At 52.6% G+C, this 24,689-nt stretch carries 15 protein-coding genes, 5 tRNA genes and 9 pseudogenes; 18 read left to right on the top strand and 11 right to left on the bottom strand.

Annotation, left to right across the window (positions count from 1 at the left end; all coding sequences use genetic code 11):
- Positions 1-82: 82 nt before the first annotated feature.
- Positions 83-741 (top strand): annotated as a pseudogene (locus tag H3L92_RS00850) (IS1595 family transposase).
- Positions 742-786: 45 nt separating this feature from the next.
- Positions 787-1,427: pseudogene (locus tag H3L92_RS00845) on the top strand (IS1595 family transposase).
- 394 nt (positions 1,428-1,821) lie between these two features.
- Here the strand turns inward: H3L92_RS00845 and H3L92_RS00840 are convergent.
- The gene (locus H3L92_RS00840; RefSeq protein WP_245945490.1) at positions 1,822-3,120 is read right to left on the bottom strand and encodes a M23 family metallopeptidase; all 1,299 of its coding nucleotides are present in this window, start codon (positions 3,118-3,120) and stop codon (positions 1,822-1,824) included.
- Between the two features lie 1,329 nt (positions 3,121-4,449).
- On the opposite strand from H3L92_RS00840, the gene H3L92_RS00835 reads away from it, so the two are divergent.
- The gene (locus H3L92_RS00835; protein WP_085367110.1) at positions 4,450-5,439 is read left to right on the top strand and encodes a hypothetical protein; all 990 of its coding nucleotides are present in this window, start codon (positions 4,450-4,452) and stop codon (positions 5,437-5,439) included.
- Between the two features lie 93 nt (positions 5,440-5,532).
- Here the strand turns inward: H3L92_RS00835 and orn are convergent, their stop codons facing one another.
- The 3 genes from orn to H3L92_RS00820 all read right to left on the bottom strand — a co-directional run bounded on the left by orn (position 5,533) and on the right by H3L92_RS00820 (position 8,748).
- The gene (orn, locus tag H3L92_RS00830) at positions 5,533-6,090 is read right to left on the bottom strand and encodes an oligoribonuclease (protein WP_085367111.1); all 558 of its coding nucleotides are present in this window, start codon (positions 6,088-6,090) and stop codon (positions 5,533-5,535) included.
- Between the two features lie 127 nt (positions 6,091-6,217).
- Complete coding sequence (locus H3L92_RS00825) at positions 6,218-6,847, bottom strand: hypothetical protein (protein WP_085367112.1); 630 nt, start codon at positions 6,845-6,847, stop codon at positions 6,218-6,220.
- A gap of 224 nt (positions 6,848-7,071) precedes the next feature.
- On the bottom strand, positions 7,072-8,748 hold the full coding sequence (locus H3L92_RS00820) for a formate--tetrahydrofolate ligase (RefSeq protein WP_085367167.1): 1,677 nt from the start codon (positions 8,746-8,748) through the stop codon (positions 7,072-7,074).
- A 284-nt stretch (positions 8,749-9,032) separates the two neighbouring features.
- On the opposite strand from H3L92_RS00820, the gene H3L92_RS00815 reads away from it, so the two are divergent.
- The 9 genes from H3L92_RS00815 (at position 9,033) to prpF (ending at position 14,484) form a co-directional block, all read left to right on the top strand.
- A complete protein-coding gene (locus tag H3L92_RS00815; RefSeq protein WP_085367166.1) occupies positions 9,033-9,461 on the top strand; it encodes an EamA family transporter in 429 nt (142 codons plus the stop codon).
- Positions 9,462-9,537: 76 nt separating this feature from the next.
- On the top strand, positions 9,538-11,373 hold the full coding sequence (gene uvrC / locus H3L92_RS00810) for an excinuclease ABC subunit UvrC (RefSeq protein WP_085367165.1): 1,836 nt from the start codon (positions 9,538-9,540) through the stop codon (positions 11,371-11,373).
- A 396-nt stretch (positions 11,374-11,769) separates the two neighbouring features.
- Positions 11,770-12,348, top strand: coding sequence for a CDP-diacylglycerol--glycerol-3-phosphate 3-phosphatidyltransferase (pgsA, locus tag H3L92_RS00805; protein ID WP_085367164.1), 579 nt, complete (start codon positions 11,770-11,772; stop codon positions 12,346-12,348).
- 84 nt (positions 12,349-12,432) lie between these two features.
- Positions 12,433-12,508: transfer RNA gene (locus tag H3L92_RS00800), tRNA-Gly, on the top strand.
- Positions 12,509-12,534: 26 nt separating this feature from the next.
- Positions 12,535-12,610, top strand: a tRNA-Gly gene (locus H3L92_RS00795).
- A gap of 20 nt (positions 12,611-12,630) precedes the next feature.
- Positions 12,631-12,706, top strand: a tRNA-Gly gene (locus H3L92_RS00790).
- 45 nt (positions 12,707-12,751) lie between these two features.
- Positions 12,752-12,825 (top strand) — tRNA-Cys (locus H3L92_RS00785).
- 140 nt (positions 12,826-12,965) lie between these two features.
- Positions 12,966-13,055, top strand: a tRNA-Leu gene (locus H3L92_RS00780).
- 247 nt (positions 13,056-13,302) lie between these two features.
- A complete protein-coding gene (gene prpF, locus H3L92_RS00775) occupies positions 13,303-14,484 on the top strand; it encodes a 2-methylaconitate cis-trans isomerase PrpF (protein WP_085367163.1) in 1,182 nt (393 codons plus the stop codon).
- Positions 14,485-14,659: 175 nt separating this feature from the next.
- Here the strand turns inward: prpF and H3L92_RS00770 are convergent, their stop codons facing one another.
- Together H3L92_RS00770 and H3L92_RS00765 are read right to left on the bottom strand one after the other, a co-directional pair.
- A complete protein-coding gene (locus H3L92_RS00770; RefSeq protein ID WP_085367140.1) occupies positions 14,660-15,460 on the bottom strand; it encodes an IS3 family transposase in 801 nt (266 codons plus the stop codon).
- A 100-nt stretch (positions 15,461-15,560) separates the two neighbouring features.
- The gene (locus H3L92_RS00765) at positions 15,561-15,812 is read right to left on the bottom strand and encodes a helix-turn-helix domain-containing protein (RefSeq protein ID WP_259345789.1); all 252 of its coding nucleotides are present in this window, start codon (positions 15,810-15,812) and stop codon (positions 15,561-15,563) included.
- Positions 15,813-16,062: 250 nt separating this feature from the next.
- On the opposite strand from H3L92_RS00765, the pseudogene H3L92_RS13495 reads away from it, so the two are divergent.
- A pseudogene (locus H3L92_RS13495) lies at positions 16,063-16,782 on the top strand (integrase core domain-containing protein); the annotation flags it as partial.
- Positions 16,783-16,800: 18 nt separating this feature from the next.
- Here H3L92_RS13495 and H3L92_RS00755 read toward each other — a convergent pair.
- A pseudogene (locus H3L92_RS00755) lies at positions 16,801-17,479 on the bottom strand (IS1595 family transposase).
- Positions 17,480-17,526: 47 nt separating this feature from the next.
- Here H3L92_RS00755 and H3L92_RS13680 point away from each other — a divergent pair.
- Positions 17,527-17,616: pseudogene (locus tag H3L92_RS13680) on the top strand (IS481 family transposase); the annotation flags it as partial.
- A gap of 36 nt (positions 17,617-17,652) precedes the next feature.
- On the opposite strand, the gene H3L92_RS00750 reads toward H3L92_RS13680, so the two are convergent.
- The gene (locus H3L92_RS00750; RefSeq protein WP_211276431.1) at positions 17,653-18,384 is read right to left on the bottom strand and encodes a ZIP family metal transporter; all 732 of its coding nucleotides are present in this window, start codon (positions 18,382-18,384) and stop codon (positions 17,653-17,655) included.
- Positions 18,385-18,575: 191 nt separating this feature from the next.
- Here H3L92_RS00750 and H3L92_RS00745 point away from each other — a divergent pair.
- The 3 genes and pseudogenes from H3L92_RS00745 to H3L92_RS00740 form a co-directional block, all read left to right on the top strand.
- Positions 18,576-19,027, top strand: a pseudogene (locus tag H3L92_RS00745) (transposase); the annotation flags it as partial.
- Between the two features lie 66 nt (positions 19,028-19,093).
- A pseudogene (locus H3L92_RS13675) lies at positions 19,094-19,341 on the top strand (transposase); the annotation flags it as partial.
- Between the two features lie 369 nt (positions 19,342-19,710).
- Positions 19,711-19,929 (top strand): hypothetical protein, encoded by a 219-nt coding sequence (locus H3L92_RS00740; RefSeq protein WP_085367064.1) that lies wholly within the window; start codon positions 19,711-19,713, stop codon positions 19,927-19,929.
- 111 nt (positions 19,930-20,040) lie between these two features.
- Here H3L92_RS00740 and H3L92_RS00735 read toward each other — a convergent pair.
- Positions 20,041-20,647: pseudogene (locus H3L92_RS00735) on the bottom strand (IS1595 family transposase).
- Positions 20,648-20,756: 109 nt separating this feature from the next.
- On the opposite strand from H3L92_RS00735, the pseudogene H3L92_RS13540 reads away from it, so the two are divergent.
- Positions 20,757-21,427: pseudogene (locus tag H3L92_RS13540) on the top strand (IS1595 family transposase).
- Positions 21,428-21,467: 40 nt separating this feature from the next.
- On the opposite strand, the gene H3L92_RS00720 reads toward H3L92_RS13540, so the two are convergent.
- Together H3L92_RS00720 and H3L92_RS00715 are read right to left on the bottom strand one after the other, a co-directional pair.
- Positions 21,468-23,303, bottom strand: coding sequence for a lytic transglycosylase domain-containing protein (locus tag H3L92_RS00720; protein ID WP_085367065.1), 1,836 nt, complete (start codon positions 23,301-23,303; stop codon positions 21,468-21,470).
- Between the two features lie 455 nt (positions 23,304-23,758).
- Complete coding sequence (locus tag H3L92_RS00715; protein ID WP_085367066.1) at positions 23,759-24,547, bottom strand: FadR/GntR family transcriptional regulator; 789 nt, start codon at positions 24,545-24,547, stop codon at positions 23,759-23,761.
- Positions 24,548-24,689: the final 142 nt, after the last annotated feature.

The following is a 24,689-nucleotide window of genomic DNA, read 5'->3' as shown; positions in this document are numbered from 1 at the left end:
TTCAGACAACACGAATAACACCTTAAGTAGAGATATCTCTTAAGACTCTAGACTAGCAGAATAGCTCTGTTAGACTAGAAAAATGAAATATAACACCAAGTTAAGTGACTATCAGCTCAAAAAATCATCAAGCATTTTTGTGTCGATATAGAAGCCTCAAAAACCGCTTTGCTGACAGGCTTCAACCGCAATACCATCAACTACTGGTATAGCATTTTCAGGCACGAAATATACCGCTACCAAAGCGAGCAAAAAGACCCGTTATACGGCAGCATAGAGGTTAATGAAAGCTATTTTGGTGCCAAACGGCAGAGCGGTTTCCATGGCAAGTTAAAGTGTGGCAGAGGAACGCTTTAACAACCCGTCTTTGGTATTTTCGAAAGAGACTGCAGAGTTTATACCGAAATCGTTTCTGATTGTAAAAAGCAAACACTTCAATCTGTTATATTGGGAAAGGTCTCTCTGGAGAGCGTTATTTATTCTGATAGCTGGCGCGGTTATAGCGGCTTGGTCGATGTCGGCTACTCTAAACATTTGCGCGTTAATCACGGACAAAATGAGTTTGCAGATGATACCAGGCACATCAATGGTATTGAAAGCTTCTGGAGTTTTACCAAACGAAGGCTCGCCAAATTCAACGGCCTAACCAAAAACTTTGATTTACACCTGAAGGAATGCGAATGGCGATGGGACCGAAACTCTGATGAACTGAGTCACGAACTTTGGAGGCTTTTAAAGTAGGGGCTTAGGAAGAAAAATCAGCAAAAATGATGCTAAGCTTCTGATATGTCTATTAAAAACAAGTACCAAAAGTTCAGCAAAATTACCGAATCAAAATTCCGCCAAATCCTGCGCTTTTCGCACTTGATTTGACCGCTTCCGATACCGCCAGACTCACCGGCATCAGTACCCGAAGTGTCAATAATCTGTTTCTCAAACTGCGTTGCCGTATGGCCGCTGAATGTGAACGGCAAACTCCCTTTGCCGGTGTGGTCGAACTGGACGAATCCTACTTCGGCTCCAAACGCATTCGCGGTAAACGCGGGCGAGGAGCGGGAGGCAAAACCATTGTTTTCGGCATCTTAAAACGGGACGACAAAGTCTATACCGAAATCGTGCCGGATACCTCGAAAGCTACACTGCAACAGGTTATTCGAGGGCGGGTTGCTGTTGAAAGTATCATCAATACCGACGGCTGGCGCGGCTATCATGGCTTGGTTGATATGGGCTATGAAAAGCACCTCAGGGTACATCATGGTGCAGACGAGTTTGCCCGGGGTGTGCAACACATTAACGGCATCGAATCGTTTTGGGGTTATGCTAAAAACCGCTTGGTTAAATTTAACGGTGTACCGAAACAGACTTTTTATTTACACTTAAAGGAAACCGAATTTCGCTTCAATCACAGGCATGATGATCTGTATTAAGTCTTGCTTAAAATACTGCGAAATCGACCCTTGGGCTAATTTTGCTTCCTAAGCCCCTAAAGATATATAGAGAGGGTGGTTGATGATTGATGCCACCCACATCAAAGTTTATCCCCATGCGGCAGGAGCTAAAGGCGGTAATGAGCGAAGGCAGTGCGGTAGATTGTCTATTTGTCGAAGCGCTGGTTGTAAATACGGCAGCCGACAAGCTGTTGGCCAATAAGGCCTATGGTATTGATGCGATCGGGAATTTGGTAGCTGTTCTGAGGATAGCACCCTTATCCCACCAAAGATTCACCGCAAGATGTGCTTGAAAATATTGTGAATACACTATCTAGAAAACTCATCATATAAAAAACCGCCCATACAATAGGCGGTTTTCTCTAAGCAAACATCAATCCAACTGTGTTACCGTTACCGGCAGATTGCGCACCGCAGCCATGGTTGCGGTATGCGCCTGTTGCTGCCTGCGGAACTCGGCCATGTTGGTGGGTGTGAGTTTCGGCGTCGGCAGGGCAATGGCCGTCGGGTTCATATGCTGGCCGTTTTTACGTACTTCATAGTGCAGGTGCGGGCCGGTCGAGCGGCCGGTGCTGCCCACATAACCGATAACCTCACCGGCTTTAACCTGGCCGCCGGCCGATGAGAATGCGCTCATATGGGCATACAGGGTTTCGATACCGTTGCTGTGTTGCAGAATCACGGTATTGCCGTAACCGCCCTGCCAGCCTTTAAACGTCAGCACACCGTCGGCAGTAGCGCGGATGGGCGTGCCTGTGGGTGCGGCATAGTCGATACCCGTGTGCATTTTCACGGTGCGTAAAACGGGGTGGATGCGCACACCGTAGGGGGATGAAACGCGCATATAGTCAACCGGCTTCACATTGAAACCTTCGTGCAAACGCAGCGATTTGCCGTTTTGGTCGTAATAGCTGCCGCTCTCTTCGTCGCCCTTACCCTGGCTGTAATAATAAGCCTGATAGGTCTTACCGCCTTTCACCACTTCGGCAGCCAAAATATCGCCGGTTGCCATTTCCTGACCGCGGAAATACATACTGTTATACAGCAGGCGAATGGAATCACCGCTGGTGAGTTCGTCTACATTAACGATATCGTTGAAAATCTCGTTCAGAGACTCCCGCACTTCAACCGGCACGCCGGCCTGCGCCATCGCACCGCGCGCAGAAGTACGCACTTGTACGGCACGCAGGGTGGGCATGGTTTCCATTTCGACGGCGGAGGTGGAAGTACGCCATTTGCCGTTTACTTTTTCCAAAGCCACCAAGTCGCGGAAACCGTTGTCGTCGTCGTTAAAGAACTGTACGTCGGTGATATTGCCCGAAGCATCGAAGCGCACGTTTACCGATTGGCCGGCACGCAGCTGGATCATGCTGCGGTCAACCGAATTGCGCGCCAGCACTTCGCGGATTTCCTCGTCCGAAACGCCCATGCGCTGCAATACGTCGGTGAGCGAATCGCCCGGCTCCACTGCTTCCTGCGCCCAATAACTGCCTTGGAACGTGCCGCTTTCCACATAAACGGCCGGCAACTCTTCCATCACCCGCTCCGTGCGGTAAAGCTCCGGCTGGGGCTGCGGATCGGTTACGGCATATGCGGCCACCACGCCGGAAACGGGCAGCAGCACGCCCAAAATCGACCAGCGGACAGGTTTGTTTTGCCAAAAACGACCCACCGCCGCCACGGCAGGCACGCCGGAAATAGCCGATACTGCCGCACGGATGGGTTTGACTGCAGTTTTAAATGCCGCCGCCTGGGATTGGGTAACTTTCGGCACCGAAATCTTGGGTACGCTGATTTTGGGCATGGAAATTTTCGGCAGTTTCGGCAAAGCAATCTTGCCGCGCGGCGCACCGGCAGCTGCCTCTTGGCCTGCCGCATAAGCGGCAGCGGCAACGGCCAGTTTTTCTGCCGCACGCTCCGAAACAGAAAGGGCTTCGGATTCTGCAACAGTTTGCACCGCTTCGGGCCGCACTACTTCAAGCGCGGCAACAGCAGGCTGTTCTTCGGCTTCCGCAACGCAAGCAGCCGCAGCTTGTTCTGCTTCTGCTGCAACAGTTTCAACCGCTTCAGGCTCTACCGCTTCAAACGCGGCAACAGCAGGCTGTTCTTCAGTTTCCGCAACGGAAGCAACAGCGGTTTGCTCCGTTTCTGCCGTAACGGTTTCAACAACCGGCGCATTTGTTTCTACAACGGCTTCGGCGATATCTGCCGTTTCAAAGGCCGTCTGAACGGTTTGTTCGGCTGCATTATCGGCTTCTGCCGCCGCAACGGTTTCGTGTTCGGCAGACGGCTTCTGCTTGATAAACAGCGAAGGTTTCACATTGATGGCGGGTTTGAACAAGCCCGACAAAGGTTTGTTGGCGGTGATTTTCGCCGTCGCCACCATTTTTTTGGCAGCCGTGGCAGCCGCAACGGCAACTTCCGGTGCGGCTTGTGCGGCAGGATCTTCGGCAGCTTCTTCATGACGGGCGGCCACGGGTTTCACCAACACAGGCTCAACCGGTACCGATTTCATTGCAAACGGCGTGGTCATCATCGGCTCGGCGGCCAACAGCGCAGGCTCCACTACCGGGCTGACCAAGTCGGACGAATCCTCAAACAGGGCGGCTGCCGTTTCCGGTGCGCGCTCAGGCACGGCGGCGCTTTCAACGGGCGCAATAATGCGCTCCGGTTCGGTGTGTGCACGCTGAACGGGTTCGGGTTCGACAGGGCGTGCAACGGGCGCGGCAGATTCTGCCTTTGCCTCGTCGCTTTGCGCCAACGATTTTAAAAACATACTTAGGGGCTTTGTCATATCAGGCCTCTTATCTTGCTTGTGCGGCGGGATTTTCCGCCATTATTCTGCTACTGCGTTGATTTTCACAAAATTTATATCTTTTCGGTTCTGACCAAAGTGTACCACAAAACCGCTTCCCCTGCTTTAAGGGGAAGTTTCGCTGCGTGAAAAATCCGCACAATAGCGTAAAATATGTACAGTTTTTTCACCTGCACATATCCTCCCATGTATCTTACTTTAGCCCTCCCGGCCCTGAACCGCAACACTTCCGCCGCCCTGCCCGAAACCGTTTTGCCCTCGCTCAATAAAATGATGCGTTTCGGTGTGCATACTGCAACACCTGCGCGGCCGTCTGAATTTTACGGCCGTTTTTTGTGGCGCGGCAGCCTGCTGGAAAACGCCAAATCGGCTTTAGGCATAAGCCCAAACCGTGCGGCGGTGTTCGCCAGCCCGGTTTGGCAGCAGATGGGAATGCACCATATGGATATGCTCGGCGGCAGCGATATTCAGATTGAAGCGCACGAAGCCGAAACGCTCTGCGGCGGCCTGAACGGTTTTCTGCAAGACGACGGCTGGCACTTCAGCCCGCTGCGCCCCGATTTGTGGCTGGCCCTCCTGCCTGAACAGCCAAACTGGCAGGCTGCACCGGTTTTAGACGTGCTCGGCAGAATCGACGGCTCAATCCGCGCCGAAGGCGGCGGCAACCGCGCATGGCTGCAAAAGCAAACCGAAATCCAAATGTGGCTGCACGCCCACCCGCTCAATGCCGAACGCGCCGCCGCGCGGGCACCTGCCATTAACGGCGTGTGGCTGTGGCGGGATATGGCGGGCGGCCAAAGCGGTGCACCGTTTCTGGGCAGCAGCAGCCCGTGGGCGCAGTTTTATCCGGGCAGCCGCACCGATGCGCCTTATGATTTCAACGCTTGGCTGGAAATGGTGCGCGAACACGGCCGCCCCGTTTCAGACGGCCTGCTGTTTTTAGACGACTTGGCCGTTACCCTGCACACCGACGATGCGTGGGCATATAAAGATATTTTGGAAAGCTGGGAGCAGCGCTGGTTCGCCCCGCTGTGGCAGGCTTTGCAGCAAGGCCGTCTGAACGGCCTCACCATCGCCACCGACGGTGAAAAGGGAGGCAGTCTCACGCTCAAACCCAAGGCGGCGCGGGCGTTTTGGAAGAAAAAGAAAGTGTTTGCGGGAAGCTTGGGCGGCTAGGCCGTCTGAAATACCCTAAACCGTCATACTCGGGCTTGACCCGAGTATGACGAAAATTCTTTAAAAGCCCGCACAGGTTTTGCAAAACCGTTTTCAGACGGCCTCGGGCAGTTTGAGAAAGCTGTTGCGGTAGTAGCGCATCTCTTCGATGCTTTCGAGAATATCGTCCAAAGCCTGATGCGAACCTTTTTTCACCACGCCTTTATACACGGGCGGGTTCCAGCGGCGGGCGAGTTCTTTCAGGGTGGACACGTCCAGATTGCGGTAGTGGAAATAGGCTTCCAGGCGCGGCATATAGCGCACCATAAAGCGGCGGTCTTGATGGATGGTGTTGCCGCACATCGGCGTGGTTTTTTCGGGAACCCATTGCGCCATAAAGTCCAAGAGCCGCTGCTCCACTTCGGCTTCGGTGAAACGCGATTCGCGCACGCGCTGCGTGAGGCCGGTGCGCGCGTGGGTGGCGGTGTTCCATTCGTCCATATTGTCCAACACTTCATCGCTTTGGTGCACGGCATACACTTCCGACTGCGCCAGCACGTTCAAATCCTGATCGGTGATAATCATCGCCACTTCGATAATGCGGTCGGTGTCGGGGTTCAGGCCCGTCATTTCCATATCGAGCCAGCAGAGGTTGTTAGCGTTTTGGGTCATTTTTTCAGACGGCCTTGTTGCTGTTGACTGGGGCATGATTATAAAGCATCTGATCGACACAAAGCTGTCTGAAAATGATTTTTTCAGACAGCTCGCTTCCTTGGAATAAAAATATTATTTTTAATAATTATTCCTTTTTCTCTATTTCATCCAATATTTTTTCACCATCTGTGATGCGTGATAAAGTTGCTGCAAACGGAAAAGATCTGCTCAAAATACGCTTTACTTCACTAGCTTTAATGGGTTTAGGTAATACTTGAAAATCATCCAGCTTTTGAAAAAAAGTTTTATCCGCCCTACCATAATGTTCGGTTTTTTCCAGCACACCCGAAGCCTTACCCAAAGCAACAATACCCTGTCCTGATTCGTAGAGAAATATCCAATCACCTTTTCTAAATTTTTGAATTTTTTCTTTATAACCATCTTCAAAAGCTGCGGCAACTCCATTTGACAACATCCATTTATGATCATCAACATCGTTGATTTTATTTGTATTTAATAAAAAGTAGTTAACTGATTTTGTTTCTTCAATCACCAGTTCTTCTTCCGCCTGTTCTTTATGCCTTTGTTTCCAAGGTTCGATAATCTGTTCTGTAATCAAACGATGAATCAGCTCTTGCCTAGAGAACTCAAAACTATCAGCCACCTCCTGCAAAATCAGATCTTCTTTGATAGAAAGACGAATACTGAACGTCGTCTTTTCTTGATTACGCTCTACAAACTCATTAGATAAGCTGTCTAAAAAATTTATTGCCATTTTTATTCCTTTTTAGATTGTTAAAAATAATTTCACTATCTGGTCTTATATGACTATACAGTAAAATAATTATAAATAATTTTATGGCAAAATAAAACACAAATTTATTAAAAAATAGAACACAAATTTATTATTACTTGATTCTATTAAAATTTATTAAAACAAGGCCGTCTGAAAAATGTTTTTCAGACGGCCTTTCTTTTCAATCAACAAAATCCGATAACTTAAAACAGCCCGTGAATCACGCCGTTTTCATCCACGTCGATTTTTTCGGCGGCGGGCACTTTGGGCAGGCCGGGCATTTTCATCATATTGCCGCACAGGGCAACGATAAAGCCGGCGCCGGCGGATACAGTGATGCCGCGCACATGGATGGTAAAGCCTTCGGGCCGGCCCAAAAGCTTGGCATCGTCGCTGAGCGAATATTGGGTTTTGGCCATGCACACGGGCAGGTTGCTGAAGCCGAGTTTTTCGAGCGAGGTGATTTCGGCGGCGGCTTCGGCGCTGAATTCGACATCGGCGGCTCCGTAGATTTTCTGCGCAACGGTGCGGATTTTTTCTTTAACCGGCAGTTCGGCATCGTAGGCAAACTGAAACCGGTTGGGCTGGGTTTCGACGGCACTTACCACTTTGCGCGCCAAGTCCTCGCCGCCTACGCCGCCTTTGCCCCACACTTCGGTGAGCGACACTTCCACGCCTTCTTTCGCGCAGGCCGTCTGAATCATTTGCAGCTCGGCATCGGTGTCGGACACGAAACGGTTAAGCGCCACCACCACCGGCAGGCCGAACACGTTTTTCAGGTTGGCTATGTGTTTGAGCAGGTTGGGCAAGCCTTTTTCCAGCGCGCCCAGGTTTTCTTCGCCCAGCTTGGCGCGTTCGGCGCCGCCGTTGTATTTGAGCGCACGCACGGTGGCGACGACCACGGCGGCATCGGGTTTCAGGCCGGCGAGGCGGCATTTGATGTCGCAGAATTTTTCTGCGCCCAAATCGGCGCCGAAACCTGCTTCGGTTACGGTGTAGTCGCCGAGATGGCGGGCGGCGCGGGTGGCAATCACCGAATTGCAGCCGTGGGCGATGTTGGCGAAGGGGCCGCCGTGCACCAGCGCAGGCGTGCCTTCGATGGTTTGCACGAGGTTGGGTTTGACCGCGTCTTTCAGCAAGGCGGCCATTGCGCCGTGGGCTTTGATGTCGCGGGCGTAAACAGGGCTGCCGTCTTTGGCGTAGGCAATCAGAATGTTGCCCAAACGCTGTTTGAGGTCGGCCAAATCTTTGGCGAGGCAGAACACGGCCATCACTTCGGAGGCAACGGTAATGTCGAAACCGTCGGGGCGCATCACGCCGTCAACCGGTTTGCCCATGCCACCGATGATGTTGCGCAACTGGCGGTCGTTCATGTCGACCGCGCGCCGCCACAGCACGCGCTTGGGGTCGATGTTCAGTTCGTTGCCCTGATAAATGTGGTTGTCGAGCATGGCGGCCAACAGGTTATTGGCCGCGCCGATGGCGTGGAAGTCGCCGGTAAAGTGCAGGTTGATGTCTTCCATCGGCAGCACTTGTGCGTAGCCGCCGCCGGCCGCGCCGCCTTTCACGCCGAACACGGGGCCGAGCGAAGGTTCGCGCAGGGCGATAACGGTTTGTTTGCCGATGCGGTTGAGCGCGTCGGCCAGGCCGATGGTTACGGTGGTTTTGCCCTCGCCGGCCGGCGTGGGGTTGATGGCGGTAACCAACACCAGCCTGCCTTGTTTGGGCGGCAGGGCGGCGATGTCGGCGGGGTTGACTTTGGCTTTGTAATGGCCGTATGGCTCGATTTGTTCGGGCTTCAGGCCGATTTTGGCGGCGATTTCGGTTATCGGGCGCATGGTGGCGGATTGGGCGATTTCGGCATCGGTTTTGTAACTCATGGCGCTTTCCTGCAAACAATGAAAATAGGCGTTATTATAGATGCAACGGGAAAATCATGCCCGGGTGCAGGTCAAATTTTCAGACGGCCTGAAGGCTTTGCAAAACGCCTTAATGCGATGCCGTCTGAAATGCTTCAACCTCGTTATTGGCCATGCAGATCCGCTGCGCTACCCCGCGTAGGCGGGAATGACGATAATCAGGTTTTTGAGAAGGCAGTTTGATTTTTGAAAAACGGTACGGGCCGTCTGAAAACGTTTTCCAATATTTTCGCAAAAGGTGTGCAATGGCTTATTCATGGTTTTACTGGGCGCTGGCATCGGCTTTTTTCGCCGCACTCACGGCAATTTTCGCCAAAGCGGGCTTGCAGGGCATCGATTCGGATTTCGCCACATTTATCCGCACGTTGGTTATCATCGCCGCGCTGGCGGCTTTTTTGAGCTATACGGGCAAATGGCAGGGCGTGGCGGGATTTACGGGCAGAAACTGGCTGTTTCTGATTCTCTCGGGCTTGGCCACCGGCGCATCGTGGCTGGCGTATTTCAAGGCTTTGCAGTTGGGCAACGCTTCTCAAGTTGCGCCGGTGGACAAATTCAGCCTGGTGCTGGTGGCGCTGATGGCGGTGGCGTTTCTCGACGAACGCCCTTCCGCGCAGGAATGGCTGGGCTTGGGGCTGGTAACGGCAGGCGTATTAACACTGGCCTTGAAACGCTGAACCCAGCCGTCGAAACCGCGCTGCCCGCAGCCTTTTCCCGTATAATCGAGGCCGTCTGAAAACCGATTGTTCCGCCGTGTCTGCAACCTTCGATCTGAATATTTTTCTCAAAAACCTGCCCAACCTGCCGGGCGTGTACCGCATGCTCGATAAAAATGGGCAGGTGCTTTATGTGGGTAAAGCCGTCAACCTGAAGCGGCGCGTGTCGAGCTATTTCCAAAAAAATGACCACTCGCCGCGCATCACGCTGATGGTGAAGCAGGTGCACACCGTCGAAACCACCGTTACCCGCTCCGAAGCCGAAGCGCTGATTCTCGAAAACAACCTGATCAAAGCCTTATCGCCCAAATACAACATCCTCTTCCGCGACGACAAATCCTACCCCTACCTCATGCTCAGCGGCCACGCCTTCCCGCAAATGGCCTATTACCGCGGCACGCTCAAAAAGCCCAACCAATATTTCGGCCCCTACCCCAACGGCTATGCCGTGCGCGACAGCATACAGGTGCTGCAAAAAGTGTTCCGCCTGCGCACCTGCGAAGACAGCGTGTTCGAACACCGCGACCGCGCCTGCCTGCTCTACCAAATCCGACGCTGCTCCGGCCCCTGCGCCGGCCACATCAGCCAAGAAGACTACCAGGCCAGCGTGCGCGAAGCCGTTACCTTTCTCAACGGCAAAACCGGCGAACTGACCCAAGTGCTGCACCACAAAATGCAGCAGGCCGCCGAACGGCTCGACTTTGAAGAAGCCGCCCGCTACCGCGACCAAATCCAAGCGCTCGGCCTCGTGCAGAGCCAACAGTTTATCGACAGCAAAAACCCCAACAACCCCAACGACATCGACCTGCTGGCGCTGGCCGCAGAAAGCGGCAGCGTGTGCATCCACTGGGTGAGCATACGCGGCGGGCGGCACGTGGGCGACAAAAGCTTCTTCCCCGACGTGCGCCACGACCCCGAGCCAAACGGCCAAGATTACGCCGAAGCCTTTGTCGCACAACACTATTTAGGCAAAAGCAAGCCCGACATCATCATCAGCAACTTCCCCCTGCCCGAAGTGCTTCAGACGGCCTTAAACCAAGAACACGGCAAACAGATCCAATTCGTTACCAAAACCATAGGCGAGCGCAAAGTGTGGATGAAAATGGCCGAACAAAACGCCCGCCTCGCCATCGCCCAACACCGCCTGCAACACAGCAGCCAGCAACACCGCATCGAAGAATTGGCGCGCGTGCTGGACATGGAAGCCGACAGCCTGCAACGCCTCGAATGCTTCGACATCAGCCACACCCAAGGCGAAGCCACCGTCGCCTCCTGCGTGGTGTACGACGAACAAAACATCCAACCCTCGCAATACCGCCGCTACAACATCACCGGCGCCAAAGCAGGCGACGACTACGCCGCCATGCGCGAAGTGCTCACCCGCCGCTACGGCAAAATGGCCGAAGCCCAAGCCAACGGCGAAACCGTCCGCTGGCCCGACGCCGTACTCATCGACGGCGGCAAAGGCCAAATCGGCGTGGCCGTAGAAGTATGGGAAGAATTGGGCCTGACCATTCCGCTGGTGGGCATCGCCAAAGGCCCCGAGCGCAAAGCCGGCATGGAAGAACTCATCCTGCCCTTCTCCGGCCGCACCTTCCGCCTGCCGCCGCACAGCCCCGCCCTGCACCTCTTGCAAACCGTGCGCGACGAATCGCACCGTTTCGCCATCACCGGCCACCGCAAAAAACGCGACAAAGCCCGCATCACCTCGTCGCTCAGCGACATCCCCGGCATCGGCAGCAGGCGCCGCCAAGCCCTGCTCACCCGCTTCGGCGGCCTGCGCGGCGTAACCGCCGCCAGCGTGGAAGATTTGGCTCAGGTAGAAGGCATCAGCCGCGCGCTCGCCGAAAAGATTTACGACAGCCTGCATTAGGGGGCTATTATCAGAAGGCTGCCGAATATTCGTTTGCCTACCCGTTTTCAGACGGCCTGAGACATTTGCAAAAATGCTCTTAAGGCCGTCTGAAATGCTTAAAGTCCGTCATTTCCACGCAGCAGACTTGCATAGCTAATAACGATAATTGGATACTTCAGGCGGCCTCAACAAATTTTGCAAAAGCCTTCGCCCATGAAATTTACCAAACCGCAACACTTTGTTAAAAATAATTAACAAAACTACCCCGCCTGCACACTTACCCACTAAACCGCCCGCAAATTCGTTATAATCCGCCACTCAAGCCAACCATAAACCACTCTGCCACATACATCTTTTTTCAGACGGCCTGTCCGAAACCCAAGGCCGTCTGAAAACCAACAGAAAGCCCCTGCTATGCCGTGGAACCTTCCCATCTTCCTCACATGGATGCGCGTATTGCTGATACCGGTGTTCACCGCCCTGTTCTACCTGCCCGGCGGCTGGATAGACCCGCAAACCGTCAACTGGACGGCCGCCGTGATTTTCGCCGCCGCCGCCGTAACCGACTGGTTCGACGGCTTTCTCGCCCGCCTGTGGAAGCAAACCTCGGATTTCGGCGCCTTTCTCGACCCCGTGGCCGACAAACTCATGGTTGCCGTCGCCCTGTTGCTGCTGGTGAGCCTCAACCGCACCTACGTTATTTTCGCCATGATTATCATCGGCCGCGAAATCACCATATCCGCCCTGCGCGAATGGATGGCCCAAATGGGCAAACGCGGCAGCGTGGCCGTGGCCACCATCGGCAAGCTCAAAACCACCGCCCAAATGGCCGCCATCCTGCTGCTTTTGGTCGGCCTCGAAGACTTTCACGGCTTCGATTTGATATTAATCGGCAACATTCTGATGTTTATCGCCTCCGTGCTCACCATCTGGTCGATGTTCTACTACCTCAAAATGGCGTGGAAAGAATTTCAAAACCCCGCGCAGCAATAAATTTTAAAAAACTATTGACACTGTTTTCACACGCACTATAATAGCGTTCTCTTCGCCGCAGCACACAGCAGCGGCAACACCCAAGCGGGAATAGCTCAGTTGGTAGAGCGCAACCTTGCCAAGGTTGAGGTCGCGAGTTCGAGACTCGTTTCCCGCTCCACAGTTTCATTGCAAATGTAATCCGATGCGGGAATAGCTCAGTTGGTAGAGCGCAACCTTGCCAAGGTTGAGGTCGCGAGTTCGAGACTCGTTTCCCGCTCCAACCGCTTACATTTGAACCACGCGGGAATAGCTCAGTTGGTAGAGCGCAACCTTGCCAAGGTTGAGGTCGCGAGTTCGAGACTCGTTTCCCGCTCCAAAATACCAAGCCGTTTACACCACTTAAACGGCTTGTAAAGTTTCAGGCGGAATGGCAGAGTGGTTATGCAGCGGCCTGCAAAGCCGTGTACGCCGGTTCGATTCCGACTTCCGCCTCCAACATCAAACCCTCCACGGCGGGGTGGCAGAGTGTTTATGCGATAAGGGGTGCAACCCTTATACAGGCCGGTTAAAATCCGCGCCCCCGCCTCCAAGTTCCATGTCTTCGGGTTTAAGTGCAACTGCGATTCGAGGATACCGCCCGGGTGGTGAAATAGGTAGACACAACGGACTTAAAATCCGTCGACCCTAAACAGGTCGTGCCGGTTCGATTCCGGCTCCGGGCACCACAATCCGCATTTTTGCGGATATTTTTTTTGCCTACCGCCCCTGCCCTATCCCGATATCCTTGATAAATATTTCCCAAAACTTTTGCCGGGCTTACAAAAGCCCCAATCCCACCTTTCCCGTATTTAAATTTGGTGTATGATTAAGCGTCTTTCAGACGGCTCCATTCAGGCCGTCTGAAAAGCAAAATCCCGACACAGGCATTAATCAGCAATTAATCAAATCAAGAAAAACACAGGAGAAAAAAAGATGGCCAACCACGCTGCCCAAATCAAAATCCCCGCCGTTTACTACCGCGGCGGCACATCCAAAGGCATTTTCTTCAAACGCAGCGATCTGCCCGAAGCCGCACAAGAACCCGGCACGGCACGCGATAAAATCCTGCTGCGCGTTATCGGCAGCCCCGACCCCTACGGCAAACAGATCGACGGCCTCGGCAACGCCTCTTCCTCCACCAGCAAAGCGGTAATTATCGACAAAAGCAGCCGCGAAGGCCACGATGTTGATTATTTGTTCGGCCAAGTTGCCATCGACAAACCGTTTGTTGATTGGAGCGGCAACTGCGGCAACCTCACCGCCGCCGTCGGCGCATTCGCCGTCAGCCAAGGTTTGATTGATCCTGCCAAAATACCGCAAAACGGCATCTGCACCGTGCATATTTGGCAGAAAAACATCGGCAAAACCATCGTTGCCCACATTCCGATCACCAACGGCGAAGTGCAGGAAACCGGCGATTTCGAGCTGGACGGCGTAACCTTTCCCGCCGCCGAGGTACAAATCGAATTTCTCGATCCCGCCGACGGCGAAGGCGATATGTTCCCCACCGGCAACCTGGTGGACGAGCTGGACGTGCCCGGTATAGGCCGTCTGAAAGCCACGCTGATCAATTCAGGCATTCCCACCATTTTCGTGAACGCCGCCGATATCGGCTACACCGGCACCGAGCTGCAAGACGATGTGAACAACGATGCCGCCGCGCTGGAAAAACTGGAAACCCTGCGCGCATACGGTGCCTTGAAAATGGGTTTGATTAAAGATCTCTCCGAAGCCGCCACCCGCCAGCACACCCCGAAAATCGCTTGGGTAGCCGCGCCGAAAGATTATGTTTCATCCAGCGGCAAAACAGTTAAGGCCGCCGATATCGACGTTTTGGTGCGCGCCATGAGTATGGGCAAACTGCACCACGCCATGATGGGCACCGCCTCGGTGGCCATCGCCACCGCCGCCGCCATTCCCGGCACCTTGGTGAATCTGGCCGCCGGCGGCGGCGAGCGCAACCAAGTGGTATTCGGCCACCCTTCCGGCACCCTGCGCGTGGGTGCAGCCGCCGAAATGCAAAACGGTAAATGGACAGCTACCAAAGCCTCAATGAGCCGCAGCGCGCGCATCATTATGGAAGGCTTTGTGCGCGTGCCGGGCGACTGCTTCTAAACCCGATTTACATCAAAATCCAACTGTTCAACACGCTTTCACCCTACCCCTCTTTTGGCCGTATCCGGTATTTTTGAGCAAAGACGGTTTCCAGTTGATTTCGTCTCACAAAGATTTCAGGCCGTCTGAAAGCAGTGAACTGTCCCCCAATACTTGGACAAGTTAAGAATCTTTCTCAAACAGCCTTTTCAAGCTGGGTTCTGTAGCCGACAGGACTCAGCTTTTTCAAGTTTAAACTAATCCGTTCATGATTGTAGTAATGTATGTAATCATCTATTACCTCTGTCAGCTCCGCCACCGACAGCGCACCTTCCTGATAGAAACTCTCCGTTTTCAGTGTACCGAAAAAACTCTCCATCGGCGCATTGTCCCAGCAATTACCTTTGCGCGACATACTTTGCACAATCCCTTTCTCAGCCAATTTCGTTCGATAAGCCTCGGTGCGGTAAAGCACACCCTGGTCGGAATGCAGCAGCGGCGTTTGGCCTTTCAGACGGCCGAATGCTTGGTCCAACATTTGCGCCACCATTTTACTGTTTGCTCTGCGGCCTAAAGAATAGGCCACAATCTCCCGATTAAACACATCCAATATCGGCGATAAGTACAGCTTCCCGTCTGTGCATTTAAACTCCGTCACATCGGTCGGCCATTTGTCTGCCGGTTTGCCAGCGGTAAACTCACGATTGAGAATATTGTCCGAAGCCTCTCCTACTGCTTGCGGACGGTAGGCTTTTTTACTGCGGACTTTGGCTTTTAGTCCCAACAAACCCATAATGCGCTGCACTTTCTTTTTGTTCCACGACAATACGGCGGCAATCCGCCGATGACCGTAACGGCCTTTGTGTCGGCGATAGACTTCACTCACGGCGGTTTTGGCCGCCGCATCGGGATCGGCTTTGCCGATATGGTAATGAAAGCTGCTTTTGGGAATGCCGGCACTGTGCAGCAGATATTTCAGCGGGTGCTTCGCCCTCAACGTTTGAACGGTTTCGCAGCTTTGGCGGCGTTCTTTTCGTTGAGGGCTTTCATGTGCTTTAGGTAGTCGTTCTCCGCCCTCATGTAACGTAACTCTTCAATCAGTTCCGCCTGGTTTTTTTCGTGGTCGGGTTTGTCGGCGATAAACGGGTTTTTGCGTTGGTCTTCATAGTCTTCATAAACGTAGCCTGCGGGTGTTGGAGTGCGGCGATACCGCCTTGCCGATAGGCGGCTATCCAACGGCGCAGGTGGGTGCGTGAGACGTTGAAGTGCTCTGCGGTGCGCTGTTGGCTGTGCACTTGGTGGTAATGGAGTACGGCTCGGTATTTGAAGTGTAGGTTATATTTGGACATAAGAAAACTGCACCTTTTAAAGTTGGAGGGGGTGTCCAATTTTTGGGGTGCAGTTCAAACCTTTCAGACGGCCTGAAATCTCATATAACTACTGTTAGCAGATTTACTTACACTATATAGCCAATCAACTTAAGAAAAGCACACGCACCATACTCGGGCTTAACTCGAGTATGACGAAATTATTGCTAAGTTAAGTGGTTAACTATAGGAAAAGCTAGCGTTGTTTACAGTATTTGAAAGACAATACTGCATGAACATCCATAAAAATACCCGGCTAACCCCGCATAACCGCCAGGCCATTTGGCGCGCTTATACACAAGACAAAATCAGTGTAACTTCGTTGGCACAACAATACCGTGTCAGCAGAGTAACGATTTACCGCATACTCAAAGCAGCCCGGTTGCAGCTGCTCACCCCGCAAAAAAGCACCAACAACCGCTTTAAACAAGCCAAATACGGCATGAAACGCCTGGCTAAAGTTGAGCGGGAAATCGAAGAGAAACTCAAAAAAACAGGCAAAGCGTTACAACCAATCCTATCCCGGCGAAATGGTTCATTTCGATACCAAACGGCTGCCTTTGCTACAAAACCAAAAAGCAACCGACCCTCGGGATTATCTGTTTGTTGCCATTGATGATTTTTCCCGCGAGCTGTATGCTGCAATATTGCCGGACCGTACAGCAGCCAGCGCAGCCAAATTTCTTTTGCGCGATGTGATAGATTGTTGTCCCTATACCATCGAATGCGCCTATTCCGACAACGGTGTGGAAATCGTGGCAATGCGGAGCACCCGTTTGGCATTGCCTGTGTGCAAAACAACATAAGCCAAAAATTCACCCGTGTTGCCCGGCCGCAAACCAATGGTAAAGCCGAGCGGGTTATCCGTACCTTAATGGAAATGTGGCATGACAAGCATCCGTTTAAGGATTCGGCGCTCCGGCAAAAAGAGTTATGTCGTTTTGTTAACTTTGGGGTTTAGGAAGCAAAATTAGCCCAAGGGTTGATTTCGCAGTATTTTAAGCAAGACTTTATACAGATCATCATGCCTGTGATTGAAGCGAAATTCGGTTTTCTTTAAGTGTAAATAAAAAGTCTGTTTCGATACACCGTTAAATTTAACCAAGCGGTTTTTGGCATAACCCCAAAACGACTCGATGCCGTTAATGTGTTGTGCACCCCGGGCGAACTCGTCTGCACCATGATGTACCCTGAGGTGCTTTTCATAGCCCATATCAACCAAGCCGTGATAGCCACGCCAGTCGTCGGTATTGATGACACTTTCAACAGCAACCCGCCTCGGATAGCCTGTTGCAGCGTAGCTTTCGAGGTATTCGGCACGATTTCGGTATAGACTTTGTCGTTCCGTTTTAAGATGCCGAAAACAATGGTTTTGCCTCCCGCTCCCCGCCCGCGTTTACCGCGAATGCGTTTGGCGCCGAAGTAGGATTCGTCCAGTTCGACCACCCCGGCAAAGGGAGTTTGCCGTTCACATTCAGCAGCCATACGGCAACGCAGTTTGAGAAACAGATTATTGACACTTCGGGTACTGATGCCGGTGAGCCTGGCGGTATCAGAAGCGGTCAAATCAAGTGCGAAAAGCGCAGAATTTGGCGGAATTTTGATTCGGTAATTTTGCTGAACTTTTGGTACTTGTTTTTAATAGGCATATCAGAAGTTTATCATCATTTTTGCTGATTTTGCTTCCTAAGCCCCCTTTTATAGCACCGCCAAACCCCACAAGAGCCTGAAAGGCGACGCTCCTTTTGAGGTTTTACAGGCTTATTTTTCTCAATCTGTTGTGTAAACAACCCGACCATTTCCTACAGTTAAACTATATAGATCAAGCCAAAAGCTGCACGGCCCAGAAACTTAAAAATCCGGCAAACAGCACCAACACCGAATAATTTTTCTCCTGCACCTCGTGTGCTTCGATCAGCAATTCTTCGGTTACCAAATACAGCAAAGCCGCCGCGCTGGCTGCTAATACGGCACCCATCACGTCATGCGATGCGCCGCTTAATAACCAATTGCCCAGCGCGGCAAACACAAACACCACCACGCCCAACAATGTGGTTAAAACAACCATGCGCCAGCCTTTCAGCGCATCGCTCATCAAAGCCAGGCCGAGAAACAACAATTCCACCAACAAACCCAGCGCCAGAATCAGGCCCGATTCGCCGCCCGATGCAAAACCCGCACCGATAATAAAACCGTCGGTGGCAATATCGATAAAGGTGGCCAGTAGCAGGCCTACCGGCAAGGCGGCACCGGCAGCCGCTACGCCGGAATGCTTGCTGTGTTCAGCCCCGCTTTCCAATTTTTCGGTCAGCAATTTCAGGCCGAACATTAACAGGCTGCCTGCCGCAAATGATGCAATCAATACCCACGGTCGAGCATGTTCGCGGCCGATTTCGGGCAGCAACTCTACCGACAAGGCAGACAACACCACACCGGCGGCAAAGTGCTGGATCAGACTGCGCGTCTGTGCCGACGGGTTCCACAACAATGCCAATACGCCGCCGGCAACGGCCACGGCGGCGGGAATCAACATAATCAAATATTCGTTTTGCACGGCTTTCCTGCATCAAAATTAAGAATGGGCAATGATAAATGCGCCGGCTTAAGCCAAGCTGAACAATGCCCAAACCGAGAGCTTTCGTCGTATTCAGGTTTGGCCCGAGTTACCTTAAAATCTGTTGAAATTCAAGGTACTCGGGTCAAGCACGAGTATGACTAAACGGTTGAGTAAGTGGTTTAACTATAACCCGTTACATCCGCAACCACCGCGGCCGACCCGCCTATCCACTACTGCCCATGCTCAAAGCCGTATTGCTCGGCCAATGGCACAGCCTCTCCGTTCCGGAATTGGAACGCTGTCTGGCTACCCGTCTGGATTTCTACTTCTTCTGCGGTTTTGATGACATCACTTTACCCGACCGCAGCACCCTCTACCGTTTCCGCAATTAGCTGGCACAAGAGACACCTTGGCCGGGCTTCTCGAGCTGATTAACCGCCAGCTGACCGAAAAAGGCTTAAAAATAGAGAAAGCTCCGGCGGCAGTGATTGACGCCACCATCATCCAAACCGCTGGCAGCCAACAGCGCCAAGCCGTCGAAACCTTGCCCAGCAGAGACAAAGATGCGCGCCGGGTGAAGAAAGACAGCAAATTCACCTTGGGCTACAAACAACACACCCGCACCGATTCGGAAGGCTGGGAGCTTTGCAAAATACCGGCCTATCGAAACCCACCAGCCCGTGTGTAAAAGCAGTCGAGGTGACCAGGCGGAGTGGATAGCAGGCAATTTATCAATGCCGTTTTCTGGATGCTGCGCACCGGCGCCCCCTTGCGCGACCTGCCGCCCGATTAAGGCGGCTGAAGTAACACCCACCACTTCTTCATCCGTTGGTGCAACAAAGGCATTTGGACGAAAATGATGCTCATCCTTTCGGAAGAAAAGATATAGAATGGTTGATGATTGATGCCACCCATCTCAAAGTTCATCCCCATGCGACGGGAACCAAAAGCGGCATGAACACTGTTATCTCGCCAAAGATTAACCACAAGGAGCCGCTGTTTTGACCGCTATCTGTACCGTTACCGTCACGCGGTAGAAAACCTTTTTTTTGGATTTCAAACATTGGTGGAGCATTGACACGTGTCATGCGAAGAGATTGACTTCATTTGCGGCGGCAATAGAAATTCGGATTATTGCGATGTGGTTAACAATATTGTGACTACACTATCTAAATTTTTCCCCGCTGCCAAGAAGCCTGGCTGCCTGCTGTTTCTGTATGAATACATGCATCTCAAGCAAGCCTATGCAACTCGCCCAACGCCATCTGAAGCAAAGCACCTTAACTGTCCCGCATCAAGTGGCATCCTATTGCTAACATCATCATGGATGCTACCGATTTTGGCAGAGTTTTTGGCGTGATGGTATCTATGAACAGCCTCAATAATCAAGTCATTTACACGCAATACGTCAGACAGGAAAGTACGGTACTTTATGAATTGAGATTAAAGACCGTGATGAATCAAGGCATACACATTCAAATTATCACCACCGGTGGCTTTAAAGAACTGACAAAACTCTTTCCCGGTGTTCCTTTCCAGTGATGCTAATTCTAACAAGAGAACCGTGAACTGATGATACCGAACACCACCAAGCAGCTTTATATAAATTTACTTTAAAAGCCTCCAAAGTTCGTGACTCAGTTCATCAGAGTTTCAGTTCCATCGCCATTCACATTCCTTCAGGTGCAAATCAAAGTTTTTGGTTAGGCCGTTGAATTTGGCGAGCCTTCGTTTGGTAAAACTCCAGAAGCTTTCAATACCATTGATGTGCCTGGTACTATCTGCAAACTCATTTTGTCCGTGATTGACGCGCAAATGTTTAGAGTAGCCGACATCAACCAATCCGCTATAACCGCGCCAGCTATCAGAACAAATAACACTCTCCGGAGAGACCTCTCCCAATATAACGGCTTGAAGTGTTTGCTTTTTGCAATCAGGAACGATTTCGGTATAAACCCTGCCGTCTCTTTTGAAAATACCAAAGACGGGTTGTTAAAGCGTTCCTCTGCCACGCTTTAACTTGCCATGGAAACCGAGCTGCCGTTTGGCACCAAAATAGCTTTCATCAATCTCTATGCTGCCGTATAACAGGTCTTTTTGCTCGCTTTGGTAGCGGTATAGCCTGAAAATGCTATACCAGTAGTTGATGGTATTGCGGTTGAAGCCTGTCAGCAAAGCGGTTTTCGAGGCTTCTATATCGACACAAAAATGCTTGATAATTTTTGAGCTGATAGCCACTTAACTTAGTGTTATATTTCATTTTTCTAGCCTAACAGAGCTATTCTGCTAGTCTAGAGCCTTAATTATTCAATAAAATTAAAAAGGGGCTTAGGAGGCAAAATCACTAAATATAATGACAAAATTCTGAAATGAAATTAAAAACAAGTATCATAAAGTTCAGTAAAATTACCGAACCAAATTCCGTCAGATCCTGCGGCTTTTCGCCTTGGATTTAACCGCTTCCGATACCGCCAAACTGACAGGAATCAGTATCAGAAGCATCAACGTCTCCTCGTTTAAGGATGCCGAAACGATGGTTTTACCGCCCGCTCCGCGTCTGCGTTTATCTCGGATGCTCTTTGAACCAAAATAGGATTCGTCTAATTCTACGATGTCGGGCGTATGCTGTTCGTATTCGTCAGCCAAACTCCGGCGCAACTTCAAGTACAGGCCAAGGTTTATAACGAAATCGTTCCTGATGCTTCCAAAGCAACGCTGCAACAGGTTATCAGAGGCCGTATCATGGTCGAGAGTGTGATCAATACCGACGGCTGGCGGGGCTATGGATTGGTCGGCATGGGTTTTACGAAACATTTCAGAGTGCATCACGGCGACAATGAGTTTGTTTCGAGGTATGCAACATATCAACAGTATCGAATCCTTTTGGAGCTATGCCAAACATCGCTTGGTACAGTTTAACGGAGTGCCAAAGCATACCTTTTACCTGCATTTAAAAGAAACCGGATTTCGCTTCAACCACCGACATGATGATCTGTATAAAGTACTATTGGAAATGTTGCGGCAAGACCCTTTAAAATGAATTTTGCTTCTAAGCCCCAATTTATTTTTCATCATCAAAATCAATAGCGACCCGGCACCACGCCCATGCGCTGTTTCAGCGAGGTTTGCGGCTCGTTGAACAGGCTGGCGTAGAAAGTGGCGTTGGTCATCACTTTTTTCACGTAGTCGCGGGTTTCGGTGAAGGGAATGGTTTCGGCGTAAATCGCGCCTTCCAGCGGTGCGGATGCCTGCCAGTTGCGGGCGCGGTTGGGGCCGGCGTTGTAGCCGGCGGTAGCCATCACTTCGTTGTTTTGCAGGCGGCGTTTGGCATCGGCCATATACCAGGTGCCCATGCGGATGTTGCCGTCCATGGTGTAAAGCTCGCTGCTGCTCATGCCGATTTTGGCGGCGATTTCGCGGGCGGTGGCGGGCATCACCTGCATCAGCCCTTGCGCGCCCACGCTGGATTGCGCGCCCAGCATGAAGCGGCTTTCTTGGCGGATAAGGCCGTACACCCATGCGGGATCGACACCCGCCTGATTGGCGTAGCGCACGGTGGTGTCTTTAAACGGCGAAATATAGCGCAGGTTGTAGTTGAGCTTGGTGTTGGTGCGCTCGGCGCTGTTGATGGCCATTTCGTAAAACTGGTTGTCGTATGCCAGTTGGGCGGCGGTCAGCAGCAAGTCTTCGTCGGCACCGCGGGTGGCATAACGCCATTCTGCCTGCGCCTGGCGGCGCATTTTCCAATCGCCGCTGCTTTGGCTGGCTTTAAACAGGGTAAGGGCGCGGTCGATGGCGCCGTCTTTCGCCAAGTGTTTGACATCGCTTTTCGAGGCTTCGCCCACGTTGTTGCGGGTGCTGACGCGGCGGCCCAATTCTTCGCCCGCCATCACGGCATAGAAATTGCGGCCGCTGGCGGCGGCTTTTTCATACAGAGGCTCGGCCCGGCTGCGGTTGCCTTGTGCGGCGTAGCTGCGGGCGAGCCAGTATTGCCAAGTCGGGTCGTTTTGCAGTTTGGCGGGCATGGCGGTGATGATGTCAGCCAAATCGTTCCAGCGTTGCAGGCGCAGGGCGGCGCGGGCATACCATTCGAACTGTTCGTTACTCAGCTGGCTGCGGTCGGCACGGCTGAAATAGCTCAAAGCGGTGGCCATGTTTTGGCTTTGCGCCTGCATATGGCCGAGCACGCCCCAGGCAAAGCCTATCTGTTCGCGGCTCAGGCTGCCCTGCATGCTTTCAAGCGTGTAGGCGGATGCGGTGCTTTTTTTGGCGGTGTTGCCGATAACGCTGATCAGGCTGTATTCCTGCGCGCCTTGTCCGCCGCCTTCAAACGGGCTGCCGAGTGCGGCGGCCAGGTTGCGGGCGTCGGTTAACTGATTGTTGCTGATCAGGCCGCGCACGCGCCGCCATGCGTCTTTCTGATTCAGACGGCCCGAAGCGGCGGCGGCTTCAATCAGGCGGTTGCAACCTTGCGGCAGGCGGTTGATTTCTTTAACCAGTACGGCGGCCAACGCGGTATGGTTGCCGCTGCCCAATTCGGCATAGCATTGCACTTCCTGCGCGCGGCCGGCTTGGTCGAGTTTGGCGTATTGTTGGTTGAACTGCGCCCATTGGCTGCGTTTGCCGAGACTTTTGAGCCATTCGTTGCGCACGTCTTCCGCCATGGCGCTTTCGCCGGCTTGGCTGAGGAATTGGGCGGGCAGGATGTCGTCGTCTTGTTTGGCGGCGGTCAGCGCGCTTTGGTAAAGGCTGTAATCGGCCAACACTTTGGCGGGCGGCTCGGCGGCACGGACGGAGGGGCGCGGCGCATCGCTGCGTTTGACCGGCTCGACGGGTTGTTCGTGTGAGGAGCAGGCGGCCAGTATGGTGGCGGCGAGGGCGCTAAGTGCGAATGTGAGCGTTCGTTGCAAGGTCATGGTTCGGCCTTTCGTTGGTATTCTTGCAGAAAACGTTAATTTTAAATGATTCGGGCGCGGGTTTGAAATCCGGCGGCGATATTTACATTTCATGCGGTTTCAGCGGAAAGGTTGGCTGGCCGGCAAAAAGGCTGAGACCTTTGTAAAAATACCTTAAGGCTGTCTGAAATGCTTAAATACCGTCATTCCCGCGCAGGCGGGAATCCAGATGGAAATATTGAAGCATTGATTAAACAAATACTTGGATGCCAAGCGTCTGGATTCCCGCCTGCGCGGGAATGACGGAGTTCAGATTTTTTAGATAGCAATTTGAATTTTGCAAAGGTCTCAGGCTTTCAGACGGCCTGTGTGTGTACAGGCCGTCTGAAAACGGATTCGGTATTAAAGCGCATTCCGGTATTTTGCCCGCCGCGCAAACCGGTTGCCGATGGATGTCCATGAATACGGGCTGCCGGTTATTTGAACCCGGGTTTGAGTTTGTCGCTGGCGGCCAGTGCGTTCGACACCGCTTCGCGGCTTTGCTGTTCGCGCTGCCGTATCAGGCAGTTTTGCACATAATCCAAATGGCGGTAGGCGGCCTGGGCGGCGGCGGCGGCATCCTGTTGCGCGATGGCGTTAAAAATGGCTTCGTGCTGCGCCATCAGTTGCGCATACACATCGGGCACGCCGAACATATTGCCCAGATTGCGTTTGGTTTGGCCGGTGAGCAGGCGCAACAGGCCGTCTGAAAGGCGGGTGAACAAAATATTGTGCGCGGCTTCGGCCACGGCCTGGTGAAAAGCCACATCGGCGGCGGATTGCTGGTCGAGGTTATTTTGGCTGTAGGCTTCGCGCAGCTTGGCCAACCAGTTTTCCATACGCGCCAAGTCGGCCTCGGTGCGGCGCTGGGCGGCCAGCGCGGCCAGCATACCTTCGATGCCGCGGCGGAAATCCAGCACTTCGCTTTCCATGCCTTCGTGCGCGTCGATTAAATCTTCCCAGCCGTAATGGAACGTTTCTTCAACGTTGCCCGAAACATAATGCCCGTCGCCCTGCCGCGCGTGCAGCAGGCCGCGGGTGGCCAATATGTGCAGCGCGGCGCGCAGCGATTGGCGCGACACGCCGAACTCTTCGGCCAAGCGGCGCTCGGGCGGCAGTTTGCAGCCGATAGGATACACGTTTTGTAAAATCCGCTCCTCCAACACGGAAGCAATCTGCATACCGATGGCGGGCGGTTTGATGCCGGCGGCGGTTTTGTTCGGCATAATTCATACCTTAATCAATTTTTCTTCAGCCCGCGCCTGCAACGGCGGCCGGCCAAAGGCTTTCGGGGTTCGTCAGACTATTTATTTATTATTGAATATTCAGGTGCGCGGAAAGAGTTGCCGGTGCGCGTGGTGATTGTAC

Origin of the sequence: Neisseria dentiae (genome assembly GCF_014055005.1) — a bacterium.
Classification (GTDB): Bacteria; Pseudomonadota; Gammaproteobacteria; order Burkholderiales; family Neisseriaceae; genus Neisseria; species Neisseria dentiae.
The sequence above is the reverse complement of the archived record's forward strand: the minus strand, read 5'-3'. Positions and strand labels throughout refer to the sequence as shown.

Bases quoted from the DNA above. Each gene is read 5' to 3' on its own strand.
- prpF (WP_085367163.1), top strand. From the start codon at position 13,303: ATGGCCAACCACGCTGCCCAAATCAAAATCCCCGCCGTTTACTACCGC.
- H3L92_RS00715 (WP_085367066.1), bottom strand. From the start codon at position 24,547: ATGCCGAACAAAACCGCCGCCGGCATCAAACCGCCCGCCATCGGTATG.
- H3L92_RS00720 (WP_085367065.1), bottom strand. From the start codon at position 23,303: ATGACCTTGCAACGAACGCTCACATTCGCACTTAGCGCCCTCGCCGCC.
- H3L92_RS00835 (WP_085367110.1), top strand. From the start codon at position 4,450: ATGTATCTTACTTTAGCCCTCCCGGCCCTGAACCGCAACACTTCCGCC.
- H3L92_RS00740 (WP_085367064.1), top strand. From the start codon at position 19,711: ATGGATGCTACCGATTTTGGCAGAGTTTTTGGCGTGATGGTATCTATG.
- H3L92_RS00825 (WP_085367112.1), bottom strand. From the start codon at position 6,847: ATGGCAATAAATTTTTTAGACAGCTTATCTAATGAGTTTGTAGAGCGT.
- pgsA (WP_085367164.1), top strand. From the start codon at position 11,770: ATGCCGTGGAACCTTCCCATCTTCCTCACATGGATGCGCGTATTGCTG.
- H3L92_RS00765 (WP_259345789.1), bottom strand. From the start codon at position 15,812: ATGTCCAAATATAACCTACACTTCAAATACCGAGCCGTACTCCATTAC.
- H3L92_RS00815 (WP_085367166.1), top strand. From the start codon at position 9,033: ATGGCTTATTCATGGTTTTACTGGGCGCTGGCATCGGCTTTTTTCGCC.
- H3L92_RS00820 (WP_085367167.1), bottom strand. From the start codon at position 8,748: ATGAGTTACAAAACCGATGCCGAAATCGCCCAATCCGCCACCATGCGC.
- orn (WP_085367111.1), bottom strand. From the start codon at position 6,090: ATGACCCAAAACGCTAACAACCTCTGCTGGCTCGATATGGAAATGACG.